Genomic DNA, 14,570 nt, shown 5'->3' on the forward strand with positions numbered 1-14,570 from the left:
GGACTCCCTTTTAAAATCATAATTAAACAAAGATTTCAGGAGGGACAAAAAATGAATATAGAAAATAAGCGGAACAAACTGATGGAAGCGCAAAAGAAATATCATTTTTCAGGAGCGTTCTATGCTAAAAAACAGGCTGAAGTCATCACAGGAAGCAGCGGCTATAGAAATCGAGCTGAGAAACTAAAGAATCAGACAGATACACGATTTGGTATTGCCTCGGGGTGCAAATTGTTTACTGCAGTTGCTGTAGCTAAGCTGGTGGAAATGGGAAAAATAACTTTTGCGACAAAGCTGCATGATTGTGTAATGGAGGAGTTTCCTTATTTTGATAAGAATATTACCATTCACCATTTACTGACGCATACTTCTGGTGTGCCGGATTATTTTGATGAGGAAGAGATGGATGATTATGAGCAGCTGTGGGAGTATCTGCCAATGTATAAAGTCAGGTCGCCAAAAGATTTTCTCCCGCTTTTTCAACATAAAAGGATGCAGAAACATCCAGGTGATTCCTTTCAATATAATAATTCAGGCTATATTTTATTAGGCTTGATTGTAGAACAGGTTGCCGGCTGCAGTTTTTCTTCTTTTGTAGAGGAACATATTTTTAAAGCGGCAGACATGAGCGATTCAGGATATTTTGAAATGGATGATTTGCCGGAACGGACAGCATTAGGTTATATGGAAGACTCAGAGGGCAAATGGAAAACAAATATGTATTCCCTTCCGGCTAAGGGCGGCCCGGATGGGGGCGCATATGTTACTGTAGCTGATATGGCTAAGTTCTGGAAGGCTTTGAAGAGCTTTCAGCTGTTATCTGAAGAAATGACGAAGCAGGTGTGTCAGCCGCATGAATGTGTGTATGCAGAAGAAAACATCTTCTACGGCTACGCTGGTTATATGGAATTAGACGACAATAAAAACATTATAAAGCATATTCAAATGGGCTATGATCCGGGAGTCAATTTCCGGGCGGTTCATTATCCGTATGAGAAGAAGACGATGATTGTTTGTTCAAACGAATCCGAGGGAGCTTATGAGCTTTTAAAAGAGATGGAGCGCATCATATAAACAAAGAAAGAGGGATTAACCACAGCAGGTTGACCCCTCTTCTAGCGAAACAGTTTATTTCTGATCTTTTTTGCATATCTATGAAAAATACGGCTTTTATCAAGTTTTCGTTCTTTGGTTAAAGTTTGAAATGCAGCCTGCTTCTCTGTATAATCCGCCTGCATTTTATCTTCTGTTGCTATTTTCATTAAGTCGTGATGCGATATATACTGCTTCTGGTTTTCCTGCTCGTCAGAAAGATAGCCTGCCCGTTTTAAAATACGGAAAGATTGTTTCACTTCTTCGGGCAATCCTGCAAATTCATCCCGCAAATCTAGACGCTCTCCTTTGCCCGGCAAATTATTGAATTCTCCATCATCCACTGCCTTTTTAATTTGCTCTTCTACAAAGTGATACATAAAGCTCCTCCTTATGCAATCTATCTTTAAGTATGCTGGATGAAAAAGAAAAGTTCAACTAAAGATTGTTATCGATATGGTTGATAATCTGCTGCACAGCCTGTTCCCCCTTAAGTTTCCAATCATATAAATCTGGTTTATGAAGATAAGCTTGAAATGAATCGAAATACCGAATGTCAGCGTGATGGATAATTTGAGGATTTCCAAATTCAATTTGAACAGATGGCTGGTTATGTTCTTCTTGCAGCACCCGGTAGGGAAGATACAAATATAGTTTTCTCTCTGCCTGACTGGAAAGCAGCCCATTAAAATATCCGTGGTAGTTACTATTTTCTGCTATCGTAAATCCAAGCTCTTTTAAATACAGCTTTAATTTTAGGAAAACTCCTTGCTTACCCGGCAAATTCGTATGCAATGCGATCATTTTTAGTTTCTCCTTTTCCATTCTGTTATGACTAGTTTTGCCTTTGGGAAAGCGAAACATACGTTAATAAGAGACTATTCCATCTGTGGAAATTAAATAAATAAGGACTTGATCGAGGAATATTTGTTCTGTATGATTTGTTTAGATAGCCATCTCAGAAACTCACCTTATCAAAATAAAAGGATGTGTTTTTTATGCCCCGAATATGTCTCCGAAAAGTATACTCCTCATCAGAAACACCCTCTCTGCATGTACAGGAAGAATCCAGGTCATACAACAAATATCAAAGAAGAAAAGAGCGGACTAACAAAGCACTGCATCGAATACCGGATATTCAATTAATGGATTTAAAAGTAGACTATGCTTTTAAACAACTATTTGGAAACGAAAAGAATAAGGATATCACTGTCGTCTTTCTCAATGCCATTTTAGCCAAATCAGGAAGAAGCCCGATTCAGCAGCTTTACTTTCAAAATATCGAAATCGGCATTAAAAATAGAAAAGTCATGAAAATTTTAAGTGGAAGATCTAACAGCCAGTAACGGCCCGATTGGTTCAACTAAATGTTCAGTGGGGTCTAAAGAACCCCACTGAACAAAGTTTCACTTTATATAATGATATCTATCAAGAACTGGAGGAGATTGCGATGGTCGATAAAACGTTAAATGTTGCGATGCGGGTCTGGGAAGATTTAAGCCGTACAGAAGAAGAACGGCGGGAATATGAAATCCGTTTGAAGCAAATTTTAGATGAGCAATCTAAGAAGTGGGATAGAGAGTTGTTAGAGCAGGAAATGGAAGAAATGAAAGAGCAAAGAGAAGAAATGAAAATGGAGAAAGAAGAGCTGAAAGCAGAGAATGAAGAAATAAAGGCGGAGAAAGAAGAAATAAAAGAACAGAGGAAAACAATGAAAGCGGAGAAAGAAGAAGCAGAACGAAAAAGGCTTGAAGCAGAGTCCGCACTAAAGGAATCTGCAAAACAGACGGCACTCAAAATGTTAGAGCAGGGGATAAGCCGAACGGCTATTTTACAGGTGACGGGTTTAACTCTACAGCAATTTGAGGTTATTCAGCAGGAATTGGGAAATAAGAATAAATAGATTGTAACGTACTAGTATAAAACAACAAGGCACATGCTGATAAATGAAGAGACAGCATGTGCCTTTATGCTAAAAATGAAATCGCCGAACAATTTCATTTTTCATCGTTTTTTCCGAAAACAGTACCATACCAATCAGTGTCATCAAAGCATAGAGAGCTGTTGCAGCACTTGGCCATAATACAGTGGACCACGAACTTAAGAACAGAATAACAGGAAGGAAGCCGAGAATAACCATCGTAGTCATATAACCGATGTATTCACGCCACTTCATAGGTTTACGCAGCACAATGATTGTTACAAGTAACGTTGCCAGCGTAACAAGAAACGGAATAACATAGTGAATGGACCATTTAGAGCTTCCGGAAGCTGCATCTAAAATAAATAGCATAACAGAGAGTGCAATAACTTGAAGAACCACCTTGGACCCAATGTGCGCTCTGGAAAGAATGGTATGATTTATGGTTAACAGACTGTATAGTACTGGGCTTAACACATATAAAAACCATAATTTATCCGGGTTAGTCAGTAAATTAATTAATATACTGGTACTGACAATAAAAATAGCAACAAATAAGACAAGCCGCTGCGCAAAACGGCGTCGTTTGACTTTGGTTTCATAAATAGGGTAATATTCATTGTCTCCTGATTTCTGAGAAAGCTTATTCTTGCAGAGTGGACAATATTGCTGTTTTGTATAGGTATTGCAATTATTGCAATAATGTTGCATTATTTTCACCTGCTGTCATTGGAATAGACCTCTATCTCCAGGTTATATGTCTTAGAAAGTTCTCTGAAAAAGGTACGAATAATATCCGCTTCTTTAATCATTCTGGAAAATGTGATTACAAGTTCATCGCCAACTGCAATCATCGCACCATTAATGGGACTTTTCTTGGTTGGATATAAAATGAGTTCCATATGTGAAATATGTGATTTCATTGATTCTGGAAGGTGTACTTTTCCGACGTTTGTCATCGTCATTGCTTTGGTACGCTCACTAAAGCTTCTATATCCATAACGTATGGCATGGTATTTTAACGGAAGCGGAATGAACCTTGCTGTCAGTCTAGTCTGCCATTTGACCCGGTCATTAATACTTTGCTGTAAGCTTTCTCTCCGTACTTTTTCCCGTAATTGCTTTGATATTTCTGTAATGATTTCTTCTAAAGTTGTTTTCTCCGTTACTGCCATCCCGATATTAACCACACCAAAAAAATTACGAAGTGTATTTGAAGGAAAAAGATTTCTTAAATTGACAGGAATGGCGATTTTTATTTCCTCCTGATAAGCACGGAATTTCAATCTCTCTTTATAAATAGCTGCAATAAGAAGTGCTGAAATAAACGCAGTAATAGTCGTTCCATGCGCTTTAGCAAGCTGGTGTACCTTTTCCGCACTCATTTTTCCGTGGACGGCAACTGTCTGATCAATTGCTCCGCCGCGAATTTGATAGGAAGGTGCTTCTTTAAATTTTTCGGGTTTTTCATCCGTAACATAATTCTGATAGCTGTCATCGCTTTCGTAATAGCTGGGTTCATCGTGAATATCAATTAATGTACTTGCATAGCTTACATCTTTCCCTAAATGAACGAGATACTGATAAACAAGTGCTTTAATAAATTCTAAAGCGCCAGTGCCATCTGTTACAGAATGAAAAAATTCCACAGCAATTCTTTTTTTATAATAAGTAACGCGCATTAAAAATCCATTTGTTTCCAATGGGTCAATGGGAGCGCATGGATATTGATTTTCATAATGCACAAAAAGCTTTTCTTTATTCTCCACAAGAAAATCCCAGAACACGCCTTTGCTGAGCTTTACAGCAAACATAGGCAGACGCTTAAGAACATCGTCGAGTGCGTGCTGAAGCTCATCAGGTTGTACGGGCTCCTTCATTACCGCAGCCATCCGAAAGACGGAAGAATTCGTCTGTTCAGACACAGCGTGAAACATTTTCCCCGCATTATCAAGTTTGTACCATTCATTCATCTTACGCACACCCCTGTTACGTACTGCTTTGCTTGTATATTGTTAATTTGAGTAAAAACCAATTCTTTTATTACAGAGAGCGTCCAAAAACTTCTGCCTTAAAATAAAGAGAGTGAATAAAATTATTTAGTCAGGAGATAAAGGCGCTAACTCCCTGAACCGCTCAACTAATCAATCAGTGGGAGAAAAACAAAAATACCTACTGTTTGAAGTGTGTTTATAAGCTTTATTTTTTACTTTAACAGATGACGCTCTTTTTTTATACTATGAAAAATATCGATATAAAAAAATGGAGTTAAGTTTTAAACACAAAAAATATTATATAGATGTTTTCACAACCCGCTCATTTACATTGTAGTAATATGATTATCTTGATGCACCTTATTTAATTCTGAAATTTTAGCAACAGAATCCGGATCTTTTTTTCCTAAGTCAATGATGAGTGATTCGATTAAAGCAATAGCAGGAATAATACTGTAGCGATTTTTACTCTGTCCGACTACTAAGTGTGCATCACTATCAGGAATAATAGGACATGTTTCGATATCGGTAATCAGAGCGATAGAGATGTCTTTATGGTTACGGCAGTATTTAACAAAATCAACGCTTTGTTTTGTGTAAGGAGACAAAGCAATTACAATTAATAAATCATTTTGGTGAAATTTTAAAGATTCATCATATAAGAAATCATTGTTGCCGCTTAATTGTGTTATATTGTCCCTGATTCCCCGAAGCATCAATTCAAAATAAAGCGCAATGGATACCGAGGTTCTCATGCCTAGAAAGTACAGCTTTTTTGATTGGAGGAGCATGTTTAGAAATTGAGTATATTGCTTTAAATCAAGCTCTCTTAACATGGATTCAATATCTTGTATGCTGCTATATCCAACCTTCATCATGGAGTTCTCTGATTCGTCTATTTCCTCTAATGATTTTTGTAAATGCCACCATGTATTTTTTTTATTATTGAAAGCATATTTGATGATGTCCTTTTTAAAATCTGGATATTTTTTATAACCAATTTTATCAATAAACCTTAGGATGGTTGTTGTCCCTACCTGGCTGTTTTTTGATAATTCATTAATCGTCATTGTTGATACATCATCTATATTCTGAATAACATATTTACACAGACTTTGCTGTTGACGGGGTAAATTATTCTGAATAGCTATTAATCTATCTTTTAAGTCCAAAGTTCATTCCTCCTTTGTAATTATAATTATACCAGTTTGGAGAATATATTATAATTAAGGAAAAATAATTCCTTTTTAAATATTTTGGTTTATTTTTTCCTAAATTAATGATATAGTGTTATAAAACAACATGAAAGGGGTTACAATATGGAGTTTAATGTTTGGGATATTTTAATCGACTTTGGTATCATTTCTGCACTATTGCTGGTTGGAACTTTTCTGAGAGCAAAAGTGGGAATATTTCAACGGTCGTTTATGCCTGCAAGTATTATTGCCGGAATCCTTGGTTTGCTTTTAGGAAGCCATGGATTGAATATATTGCCATTTTCAGAACTAATCAGCACGTATCCTTCTTTATTGATTGCAGTAGTATTTGCTGCGCTTCCTTTATCAACACCAAAATTTAAATGGTCAGATATGTTTGATAAAGTAGGAAGATTATGGTCTTATTCTCAGGTTATTATGCTTCTTATGTGGGGAGGGGGATTATTATTTGCATTAGCGTTATTAGTACCGATATTTGATGTGCATAATGGATTTGGTTTGCTGCTTGCAGCAGGTTTTGTCGGAGGGCATGGCACCGCAGCCGCAATAGGAGAAGCCTTCCAGAGTCAGGGATGGGAAGAAGCTACTACATTAGCAATGACTTCAGCAACCATAGGAGCTATCTTAGCGATTGGAATAGGGTTGCTATTAATAAAATCTAATGCAAATAAAGGAAATACAAATTATATTAGCAGTTTTGATAAGCTTCCCAATGAATTGAAATCTGGTTTATTACCGAAAGATAAGCGAGATCCACTAGGAGAAAATACAGTATCAAGTATTTTAATTGATCCTTTTGCATTTCATCTGATTCTTGTTTTGATTGCTACTTCAATTGGGTATTATCTAAGCCAACTGGGCGAATCACTCTATGCAAGTTTATCCATTCCAGCATTTTCTCTTGCTTTTTTAGTCGGTCTATTACTGAGATATTTTTTAGAATGGATTAAAGCAGACGATTATGTTGATCATAAAATCATGAGCAGTATAGGGGGGAATGCAACTGATTTTCTAGTTGCATTTGGCATTGCATCTATCAACTTGACGGTAGTTGCTGATAATATTGTGCCATTTAGCATTCTTATTATATTTGGCATCATTCTCAGCTATATTTTTTATAAAGTTTTATCAAGGTATTATTTCCAGGAAAATTGGTTTGAAAAAGGAATTTTTACATTCGGGTGGATTACGGGGGCTGTTGCAACAGCAATTGCATTATTAAGAATCGTTGACCCAAAATTAAAAAGCAATACGTTAGATGAATTTGGGTTGGCGTATATACCAATAGCGCCAGTGGAAATCGCAATTATTACATTTTCACCGCTGCTTATATTAAATGGGCATCATTGGCTCTTTGTCGTGATTACGATAGTTATTAGTTTCGTGATATTAACAGTATCCTACTATAAAAAATGGATTATATTAAATTCAAAGGAGAGATCAAAGTGAGTGAGAAGGTAGAATTTTTATACTTACAGGAAGAAGAATTAATTGAGGCTGGTGTTCTTGATATGAAAGAATGTGTCAGCACCATTGAGGAAATGTTTCATCTTATAGGGAAAGGCGATTATATGCTGGGAGGACCAAACAGAAATGATCATGGTTTAATGCTTTGGTTTAATAAAGAGGAGCCATTTGAAAATATACCAAAAGCAGGTCCAGATCGAAGGTTTATGTCACTTATTTCCTATCTCGGAGGAGCATTCGATGTAATAGGTAATAAATGGTATGGCTCTAATGTTGAAAATATGGATAAAGAACTGCCGCGTTCCATTCATACTTTTACACTTAATGATAAAGAAACAGGAGCACCGCTGGCAATCATGGCGGGGAACTTAATCAGTTCTATGCGAACGGGTGCAGTGCCTGGAGTTATTTCAAAACATCTTGCTAAGAAAGACGCAAAAGTTTTAGGTGCTGTTGGAGGCGGTGCAATCAATCAGTCTTGTATCGAAGCAATAGCAAGTTCCGTTAGTACGCTTGAAAAGATTGTCCTTTTTGATATTAATTTAGAAAAAGGAAAACAAATTGCTGATAAATTGGAAAGGCAATTGAATCTTTTCGTTGAAGTAGTCGATGATTTGGATCACTGTATTCAGCAATCCGATATTGTAACTGTTGCTACATCTGGGAAAATTAAGCCAGAAATAAAGAAGGAAAGTATAAAGCCTGGGGCGCTTATCATTCTTACAGGAGCAGCAGATTTATCTCAAGAAGTTTACAATCAATCAAGAATCGTTTCAGATTTATGGTCTATGCATAAAAAATGGCTGGAAGATGGATTATCACATCCTGATGGTATAGCCAGCATTCGTGATTGGACGATGTCAGGTCAACTATTAGAGCTCATCCATAACGGTGAATTTGATGACAGCACGGTTGATGATATCGGGGATATTATTTCAGGTCAAAAGACGGGAAGAAATACAGAAGATGAAGTTATTATTTGTATGACTGGAGGTCTTCCTACAGAAGACGTTGCCTGGGCATATAAAGTATATCAAAATGCATTAAAGAACAATATTGGAACAGCGCTTCCGTTATGGGAGAGCTCCTATTTAACAAAATAAATTAGTTTTCCTGTTTTCATTGAATTCTGCAGCTAAATTGAATAATAGAAAAAATAATGGATTGCTATTCTGATTGATTATGAATAGCAATCCCATCTTTAACTTAAGACTTGAATAAGAAGTAACACCATCCACTGCCTGATGTTACTTCTTATTCTAAATATAGAAAACAAGGTAAACAGAAAAGGCTCCAAATACAATAATATAAAAAAGTATTTTAGCAAGTGTCGGCTTCTTGTAACAATCGTAAATTGCAGGTACAGTAATTAAAAAAAGTGCAATAATCATAGTTGCTGTATTTAAGAAAAAAGTAATTAAAATCCCTGCAATAATAAATAAAACCCCTGATATAATATTCTCTTTCCTATTTATCATAAGTCACCCCATATTCTCTATATCACGCTTAAATCAAGGTTATTTTCACACTGCCAATATCACGGTAGCTGGCAAGATATTCACCTGCTTCTGCTTCAAATGGCGAAATAAATGTTCCAGAAGAAACCACCATGCCTTTTTGCAAAGACAAGTTATGACTGGCTAATTTCTCCACAAGCCATTTAACCGCATTGACAGGATTATCTAATACCGCATCAGAGCATCCGGTATGTGTTGTTTTTCCATTATATTTTAAATCGAGATCAATTGCACCGAGCTTTTCTATGCTGGGAGAAGGAACAGGGCTGCCTGTAACTATTCTGCCTGTTGCTGTATTGTCAGATAGCAAATCCATTAATGAAAAATTCGGGAACCAGTTGATATATCTTGCATCTGGAATTTCAATTCCCGGAGCAACAGAAGTTTTTTCGATGATTTCCTGAACATCTGCGTTGTTTGAGATATCTTCATTGATGAAAAACATCAATTCAGGTTCAATCAAGGGAGAGAATAAATGGGATAGGGCATACTCAGCATCTCCCTGTAACACTTGTGATGTCAGAATGGTTCCGTAGGCAGGCTCGTGTGTATCAGCAATTGCCTGTGTTTCTTTGCTGGTCATACTGATTTTATAGCCCGCGACCGAATCACCCTCCTGAACACGTTTGTTAATAAACGCATGTTGCACTTGATATGCTTCATCTTCGCTGATTGTATAGTTTTCACGAATAAATGAAACGGGCTTATGCGCCTCGTAAGCTGTTTCGATATGTGCTAAAATTTCGGGAATAACGCTCATGCTTAAAATCTCCTTATAGCTTTTTCATAATATTATATGATTATGATGAAAGAAAAGAGCGTCTCCGTCAAGAGGCCGCTCTGTATATATACTTAGTTATCAGCAGCAATTTTCAATGTGAGCTGCTTTACTTCTTCTATTGTCTTAGCTCCAGATAATGCCATCGATACAGCAACTTCTTGCGCAAGGTTAGCGAATATCTTCTGAACGCCTGCTTCTCCCTGAAGTGCAAGCGCGTAGGTATACGGACGCCCAAATAAAATCGCATCTGCGCCAAGCGCCAGGGCTTTGATGACATCTGCTCCCCGGCGGATGCCGCTATCAAGCAGCAAGGGGAAATCTGGACCAACAGCTTCGCGTATAGCTGGTAATGCTTCCAGACTTGGTATGATTCCGTCCATTTGTCTGCCGCCATGATTGGAGACAATAATCCCGTCTATTCCGGCTTTTATTGCTTGTTTTGCATCTTCAGGATGAAGGATGCCTTTTAGAAAAATTGGCAGCTTCGTACGTTGACGTAATGCCGTTATATTGTCCCAATGAAGGGATGGGTGATGAAGGTTTTCAATAATTGATTCAACTTCATCCTGTCCATCCTTTAAGCCTTCTTGAAATGCAGGATCCTGGACATAGTTTGCTTTTCCATACCCTTTTTTCAATGGGGAGTACTGATGCCTCATATCATCTTCACGCCACCCGAGAATCATAGTATCCACGGTGACCACTATCGCTTCATATCCGGCTTTTTCTGCGCGTTCTGCCATACTGTAGGAAATAGCATCATTATTGGACCAGTATAATTGAAACCATTTTGGTCCATGAGGAACAGCTTCCGAGACTTCTTCGATAGATCTTGCTGTAACAGTGCTTTGAATGTATGGAATATTCATCGAAGCCGCAACATTTGCAATGGCAAAGTCAGGTTCTTCATGAACCATTTTTAAATGTCCTATCGGAGCGACCATTAATGGGGAAGCATATTCTTTTCCTAAAATACGTATAGATGTGTCTACTTCGGAGACATTACGTAAAAACCTGGGAATAATCGAATATTTCTCAAAGGCTTCTCTGTTTTTTCTTAACGTTTCTTCCCCGCCGGCACCAGAGCGGATGTGGCCAAATACTTCTGCCGGCAGGGCATGCTTTGCTGCAGCTTCAAGCTGTGCAGTGCCAATTGGAAAGGAATCTTGTATGGTTATATGCTCTAAGAAAGAGCCTTTCTTGGATGAGGTTGTCATATTTTTTCCTCCAATTAATCTTTTTTCAATCGTTCGGCGAGTCGGTTTCCAAGAGACTGAAGACCTTGAACGATAATAACGAGCATAATAACCGTAACGTACATGACGTCTGTTTCATAACGCAAGTGTCCAAATCGGTAAGCTAAGTCACCCAGGCCTCCAGCGCCGACTAATCCGGCCATAGCAGTTGCCCCGATAAGGCTGATTGTTGCGATGGTTAATGCAAGAACAATGGCTGGTCTCGCTTCACGCAGCATCACATTCCAAATAATTTGATGTGTCTTTACTCCCATCGCTCGATATGCTTCGATAACACCTTGGTTGACCTCTAACAGGGAGGATTCAATCAGTCTGGCGATATAAGGAGCTGCATTGACAACGAGCGGCACAATAACTCCTTTTACACCAATGGTTACACCTACAATCAATTTGGTGAAAGGAAGCATAAAGAATAAAAGAATAATAAATGGAATGGACCGGATGACGTTAATCAGCAGGTTTAAAGACTGATAAACAAACTTATTTTGCAAGGGTTGTCCCGGACGTGTCAAAACTAATAGAATAGCTAAAATAACGCCGATAATAACAGCGAAAAACAAAGAGATTAAAACCATTTGAAGAGTTTCTATTATGGCATCATAAAACTCTGAACCCCATTGATCAATAAATGCCTGCATGTTAATTCACCCCCAATTCTTCTACTTCTACGCCTTGTTCTTTTAAGAAGGAGAGAGAATGTTCTACTTGATGCTCACTGCCAATCAAATGAACGACAAGGTTGCCGACAATGCCATTTTTTAATTCGATAATATTGGCAGTCAGAATATTCGGCTCTACATAAAATTGCTGTGTTACCTTAGACAACAGCGGCTGACCTGTATTTTCACCAAGGAAGGTTAAACGAATTACTTTGCCTTCTAAATTCAATTCATCAATTAAACGATCCGATAATTTTCGTTGTGAAATGGTATTTAAGAACTTTTTAGTCGTCGGCTGTTTAGGTTTTGTAAATAGTTCTATCGTCGAACCTTGTTCAATGAGGTTTCCATTTTCAATAACATAGACATAATCGCATATTTTTTGGATAACGTTCATTTCGTGCGTGATTAATAGTATTGTGATCCCAAGCTCTGCATTAATTTTTAATAATAGTTCGAGAATGGAATTTGTCGTTTCTGGATCGAGTGCGCTGGTTGCCTCATCGCTCAGGAGGACCTGTGGCTCCTGTGACAGCGCCCTGGCAATAGCGACACGCTGCTTTTGACCGCCGGAAAGCTGGGAAGGATAAGCATCTTTTTTCTCAGATAAATCGACAATATCTAAGTATTTCATGACTCTTTCCTTAACCTCTGCCTTCGGTACGCCGAGTAATTTTAATGGAATCGCAATGTTATCATAGACACTGGCAGTCCTTAATAAATTAAAATGCTGAAAAATCATGCCGACCTTTTGTCTTGTTTGCCGGAGCTTTTCTTTTGACAGCTTCGTTAAGTCGGTTCCATCAATCCAAACCTTTCCTTTCGAAGGAGACTCCAGTAAATTGACACAGCGAATTAATGTACTTTTTCCTGCACCGCTGTAGCCGATTACGCCATGGATTTCTCCTTTATTGACAGAAATCGACACATCGTCCAGTGCAGTAACATCCTTTCCTTTTTTGGAGGGGAAAACTTTTGTGACATTCTCTAATTTGATCATCTGCTGTTTTTCCTGCCTTTCTATCATTATGCTGCAGTTGATAGGTAATATTGTTTGCAGCTGTCTTGTCAGAATCGATACAATTTCTAAAAAAGAGCCTCTCTAGGGTAAGAGAGGCTCGAAAATGTAATCTTATTTTCTGCTCTCATCTTTCAAGACGGGTGTCTTGCTGGAATTAGCACCTTTTTTTAAGGTTGCCGAGCTTCAACGGGCCAGTCCCTCAGCTGCTCTGGATAAGAGGTGTGGTAGTAATTGAATTGTATTCTTTAAAAGTATCTTATTTTACAAGTTTCGTCAATATTTATTTTTGAAACAGCTGCAGTTTCTCAATACGTCGAATAGCTTCGCGAATACGATTCTCTTCTACGAGTAATCCGACGCGTATATAACCTTCTCCATTCTTTCCGAAACCATTCCCGGCTGCAACGGCTACATCCGCCTCTTGTAATAAATAATCAGCAAATGTTTCACTTGTAAATGCCGCTGGTACAGGGAGCCAGGCAAAGAAAGAGCCTTTCGGTGCAGTGACTTCCCAGCCGATACGTCTGCATTCTTCTATGAGAACATCTCTGCGCTGTTCATAGCGTTCCACAAGCGAGGTGACACAGCTTTGGTCCCCTAATAATGCTTCCGCAGCTGCCTTTTGAATAGCTGGGAAAAGACTGACAAATAAATGGTCCTGCAGAATATTAATCGCTTCGATCATATCTTTGTTGCCAGCAGCAAAACCGACTCGCCAGCCGGCCATATTATAGGTTTTGGAAAGGGTGTACAGCTCAACGCCGACATCTTTCGCTCCTTTTGTCTGTAGGAAGCTTATTGGCTGATAGCCGTCGAAACCGATGGCTCCATAAGCGAAATCATGAACAACACCGATATCATTTTCCTTCGCTAACGCAACGGTATCTTCAAAAAATTCTTTCGTTGCGACACCTCCGGTCGGGTTGTTTGGATAGTTGAGATATAATAGCTTGGCAAGTTTCTTTTGTTCCGGCGTCAGGGCAGCATAATCTGGTAAAAAATTGTTTTCCTCTAATAATGGAAACGTGTCATAAGTAACGTCTGCTAATGAAACACTGGACAAATAATCTGGATATCCAGGGTCTGGCAAGAGCATTAATTCGCCTTCATCCATAACAGCTAAAGGGAGTTCTGCCAAGCCAATTTTACTTCCGAACAAAATAGCAATTTCTGAAGCAGGATCTAAATCGACATTATATTCTCTTTTATAAAACTGTGCTGCAGCCCCTTTTAATTCATCGGTACCGCGGAAAGGGGAATATTTATGGGCAGCCGGATTTTCGGCGCTTTCCTGAAGTGTACGGATAATATGCGGCGGTGTCGGCTGATCCGGGTTGCCTTGTCCGAGATTGATAATATCTCTTCCTTCTTCCAGGGCTGCAGCGACTTTGCCGGCAAGGGATGCAAAAAATTGAGCAGGAAGCTTTTCTACACGACGGGATAACTTCATCATCTATCGACCTCTTTATACTAGTTTGTGAATTTTATAATTACATCTAATAGTATAAGTTTGCAGTGCGATTGTCTATAAAAAATATGAGAAAACAGCAAAACAAGGCAGGATGGGAATTTTTTCCGTGTCTCTTATTCATCCCTTTTTCCGTTGCATTTCATATGTGAAAGTAGTAAGATAGAAATCGTGTCA

At 38.3% G+C, this 14,570-nt stretch carries 16 protein-coding genes and 1 riboswitch; of the genes, 5 read left to right on the plus strand and 11 right to left on the minus strand.

What is annotated here, in order from left to right; all coding sequences use genetic code 11:
• Positions 1 to 51: 51 nt before the first annotated feature.
• The gene (locus tag BN997_RS10105; protein ID WP_042531920.1) at positions 52 to 1,074 is read left to right on the plus strand and encodes a serine hydrolase domain-containing protein; all 1,023 of its coding nucleotides are present in this window, start codon (positions 52 to 54) and stop codon (positions 1,072 to 1,074) included.
• 41 nt (positions 1,075 to 1,115) lie between these two features.
• Here BN997_RS10105 and BN997_RS10110 read toward each other — a convergent pair whose 3' ends face one another.
• Together BN997_RS10110 and BN997_RS10115 are read right to left on the minus strand one after the other, a co-directional pair.
• Positions 1,116 to 1,472: a DnaJ family domain-containing protein gene (locus tag BN997_RS10110; protein ID WP_042531921.1), complete on the minus strand. Its 357-nt coding sequence runs from the start codon at positions 1,470 to 1,472 to the stop codon at positions 1,116 to 1,118.
• A gap of 58 nt (positions 1,473 to 1,530) precedes the next feature.
• Positions 1,531 to 1,896 (minus strand): YugN family protein, encoded by a 366-nt coding sequence (locus BN997_RS10115; RefSeq protein WP_042531923.1) that lies wholly within the window; start codon positions 1,894 to 1,896, stop codon positions 1,531 to 1,533.
• A 194-nt stretch (positions 1,897 to 2,090) separates the two neighbouring features.
• Between BN997_RS10115 and BN997_RS22220 the strand changes: the two genes are divergently transcribed.
• Positions 2,091 to 2,438: a PD-(D/E)XK nuclease family transposase gene (locus BN997_RS22220; RefSeq protein WP_052484974.1), complete on the plus strand. Its 348-nt coding sequence runs from the start codon at positions 2,091 to 2,093 to the stop codon at positions 2,436 to 2,438.
• A 104-nt stretch (positions 2,439 to 2,542) separates the two neighbouring features.
• On the plus strand, positions 2,543 to 2,995 hold the full coding sequence (locus BN997_RS10125) for a hypothetical protein (RefSeq protein WP_042531924.1): 453 nt from the start codon (positions 2,543 to 2,545) through the stop codon (positions 2,993 to 2,995).
• Between the two features lie 69 nt (positions 2,996 to 3,064).
• Here the strand turns inward: BN997_RS10125 and BN997_RS10130 are convergent, their stop codons facing one another.
• The 3 genes from BN997_RS10130 to BN997_RS10140 form a co-directional block, all read right to left on the minus strand.
• Positions 3,065 to 3,724, minus strand: a complete 660-nt coding sequence (locus BN997_RS10130; protein WP_042531926.1) for a DUF6320 domain-containing protein — start codon at positions 3,722 to 3,724, stop codon at positions 3,065 to 3,067.
• 5 nt (positions 3,725 to 3,729) lie between these two features.
• Positions 3,730 to 4,986 (minus strand): phthiocerol/phthiodiolone dimycocerosyl transferase family protein, encoded by a 1,257-nt coding sequence (locus tag BN997_RS10135; RefSeq protein ID WP_042531929.1) that lies wholly within the window; start codon positions 4,984 to 4,986, stop codon positions 3,730 to 3,732.
• Between the two features lie 347 nt (positions 4,987 to 5,333).
• The gene (locus BN997_RS10140) at positions 5,334 to 6,179 is read right to left on the minus strand and encodes a MurR/RpiR family transcriptional regulator (protein WP_042531931.1); all 846 of its coding nucleotides are present in this window, start codon (positions 6,177 to 6,179) and stop codon (positions 5,334 to 5,336) included.
• Between the two features lie 147 nt (positions 6,180 to 6,326).
• Between BN997_RS10140 and BN997_RS10145 the strand changes: the two genes are divergently transcribed.
• Both BN997_RS10145 and BN997_RS10150 read left to right on the plus strand, forming a co-directional pair.
• The gene (locus BN997_RS10145; RefSeq protein ID WP_042531933.1) at positions 6,327 to 7,673 is read left to right on the plus strand and encodes a sodium/glutamate symporter; all 1,347 of its coding nucleotides are present in this window, start codon (positions 6,327 to 6,329) and stop codon (positions 7,671 to 7,673) included.
• The gene (locus BN997_RS10150) at positions 7,670 to 8,794 is read left to right on the plus strand and encodes a tyramine oxidase subunit B (protein WP_042531935.1); all 1,125 of its coding nucleotides are present in this window, start codon (positions 7,670 to 7,672) and stop codon (positions 8,792 to 8,794) included. Before BN997_RS10145 ends, BN997_RS10150 begins: the two co-directional genes overlap by 4 nt.
• A gap of 156 nt (positions 8,795 to 8,950) precedes the next feature.
• On the opposite strand, the gene BN997_RS10155 is transcribed toward BN997_RS10150, so the two are convergent.
• From BN997_RS10155 to BN997_RS10180, 6 genes are all read right to left on the minus strand, one after another.
• Positions 8,951 to 9,169, minus strand: coding sequence for a hypothetical protein (locus BN997_RS10155; RefSeq protein WP_042531937.1), 219 nt, complete (start codon positions 9,167 to 9,169; stop codon positions 8,951 to 8,953).
• Between the two features lie 28 nt (positions 9,170 to 9,197).
• Positions 9,198 to 9,968, minus strand: coding sequence for a 2-keto-4-pentenoate hydratase (locus tag BN997_RS10160; RefSeq protein ID WP_042531939.1), 771 nt, complete (start codon positions 9,966 to 9,968; stop codon positions 9,198 to 9,200).
• 92 nt (positions 9,969 to 10,060) lie between these two features.
• Complete coding sequence (locus tag BN997_RS10165) at positions 10,061 to 11,206, minus strand: alpha-hydroxy-acid oxidizing protein (RefSeq protein WP_042531940.1); 1,146 nt, start codon at positions 11,204 to 11,206, stop codon at positions 10,061 to 10,063.
• A 14-nt stretch (positions 11,207 to 11,220) separates the two neighbouring features.
• The gene (locus BN997_RS10170) at positions 11,221 to 11,889 is read right to left on the minus strand and encodes a methionine ABC transporter permease (protein WP_139089063.1); all 669 of its coding nucleotides are present in this window, start codon (positions 11,887 to 11,889) and stop codon (positions 11,221 to 11,223) included.
• Entirely contained in the window at positions 11,885 to 12,904 is a 1,020-nt protein-coding gene (locus BN997_RS10175) for a methionine ABC transporter ATP-binding protein (RefSeq protein ID WP_042531945.1), read from the minus strand. The genes BN997_RS10170 and BN997_RS10175 overlap by 5 nt, the downstream gene beginning before the upstream one ends.
• Before the next feature lie 142 nt (positions 12,905 to 13,046).
• A riboswitch (SAM riboswitch) is annotated at positions 13,047 to 13,144 on the minus strand.
• A gap of 61 nt (positions 13,145 to 13,205) precedes the next feature.
• On the minus strand, positions 13,206 to 14,375 hold the full coding sequence (locus BN997_RS10180; RefSeq protein WP_175297086.1) for a pyridoxal phosphate-dependent aminotransferase: 1,170 nt from the start codon (positions 14,373 to 14,375) through the stop codon (positions 13,206 to 13,208).
• Positions 14,376 to 14,570 lie beyond the last annotated feature (195 nt).

Origin of the sequence: Oceanobacillus oncorhynchi (assembly GCF_000821065.1) — a bacterium.
GTDB lineage: Bacteria > Bacillota > Bacilli > Bacillales > Amphibacillaceae > Oceanobacillus > Oceanobacillus oncorhynchi.

Excerpts from the sequence above, each read along its gene's own strand:
- BN997_RS10105 (WP_042531920.1), top strand. The coding sequence starts at position 52 with ATGAATATAGAAAATAAGCGGAACAAACTGATGGAAGCGCAAAAGAAA.
- BN997_RS10110 (WP_042531921.1), bottom strand. The coding sequence starts at position 1,472 with ATGTATCACTTTGTAGAAGAGCAAATTAAAAAGGCAGTGGATGATGGA.
- BN997_RS10115 (WP_042531923.1), bottom strand. The coding sequence starts at position 1,896 with ATGATCGCATTGCATACGAATTTGCCGGGTAAGCAAGGAGTTTTCCTA.
- BN997_RS22220 (WP_052484974.1), top strand. The coding sequence starts at position 2,091 with ATGCCCCGAATATGTCTCCGAAAAGTATACTCCTCATCAGAAACACCC.
- BN997_RS10125 (WP_042531924.1), top strand. The coding sequence starts at position 2,543 with ATGGTCGATAAAACGTTAAATGTTGCGATGCGGGTCTGGGAAGATTTA.
- BN997_RS10130 (WP_042531926.1), bottom strand. The coding sequence starts at position 3,724 with ATGCAACATTATTGCAATAATTGCAATACCTATACAAAACAGCAATAT.
- BN997_RS10135 (WP_042531929.1), bottom strand. The coding sequence starts at position 4,986 with ATGAATGAATGGTACAAACTTGATAATGCGGGGAAAATGTTTCACGCT.
- BN997_RS10145 (WP_042531933.1), top strand. The coding sequence starts at position 6,327 with ATGGAGTTTAATGTTTGGGATATTTTAATCGACTTTGGTATCATTTCT.
- BN997_RS10155 (WP_042531937.1), bottom strand. The coding sequence starts at position 9,169 with ATGATAAATAGGAAAGAGAATATTATATCAGGGGTTTTATTTATTATT.
- BN997_RS10160 (WP_042531939.1), bottom strand. The coding sequence starts at position 9,968 with ATGAGCGTTATTCCCGAAATTTTAGCACATATCGAAACAGCTTACGAG.
- BN997_RS10165 (WP_042531940.1), bottom strand. The coding sequence starts at position 11,206 with ATGACAACCTCATCCAAGAAAGGCTCTTTCTTAGAGCATATAACCATA.
- BN997_RS10175 (WP_042531945.1), bottom strand. The coding sequence starts at position 12,904 with ATGATCAAATTAGAGAATGTCACAAAAGTTTTCCCCTCCAAAAAAGGA.
- BN997_RS10180 (WP_175297086.1), bottom strand. The coding sequence starts at position 14,375 with ATGAAGTTATCCCGTCGTGTAGAAAAGCTTCCTGCTCAATTTTTTGCA.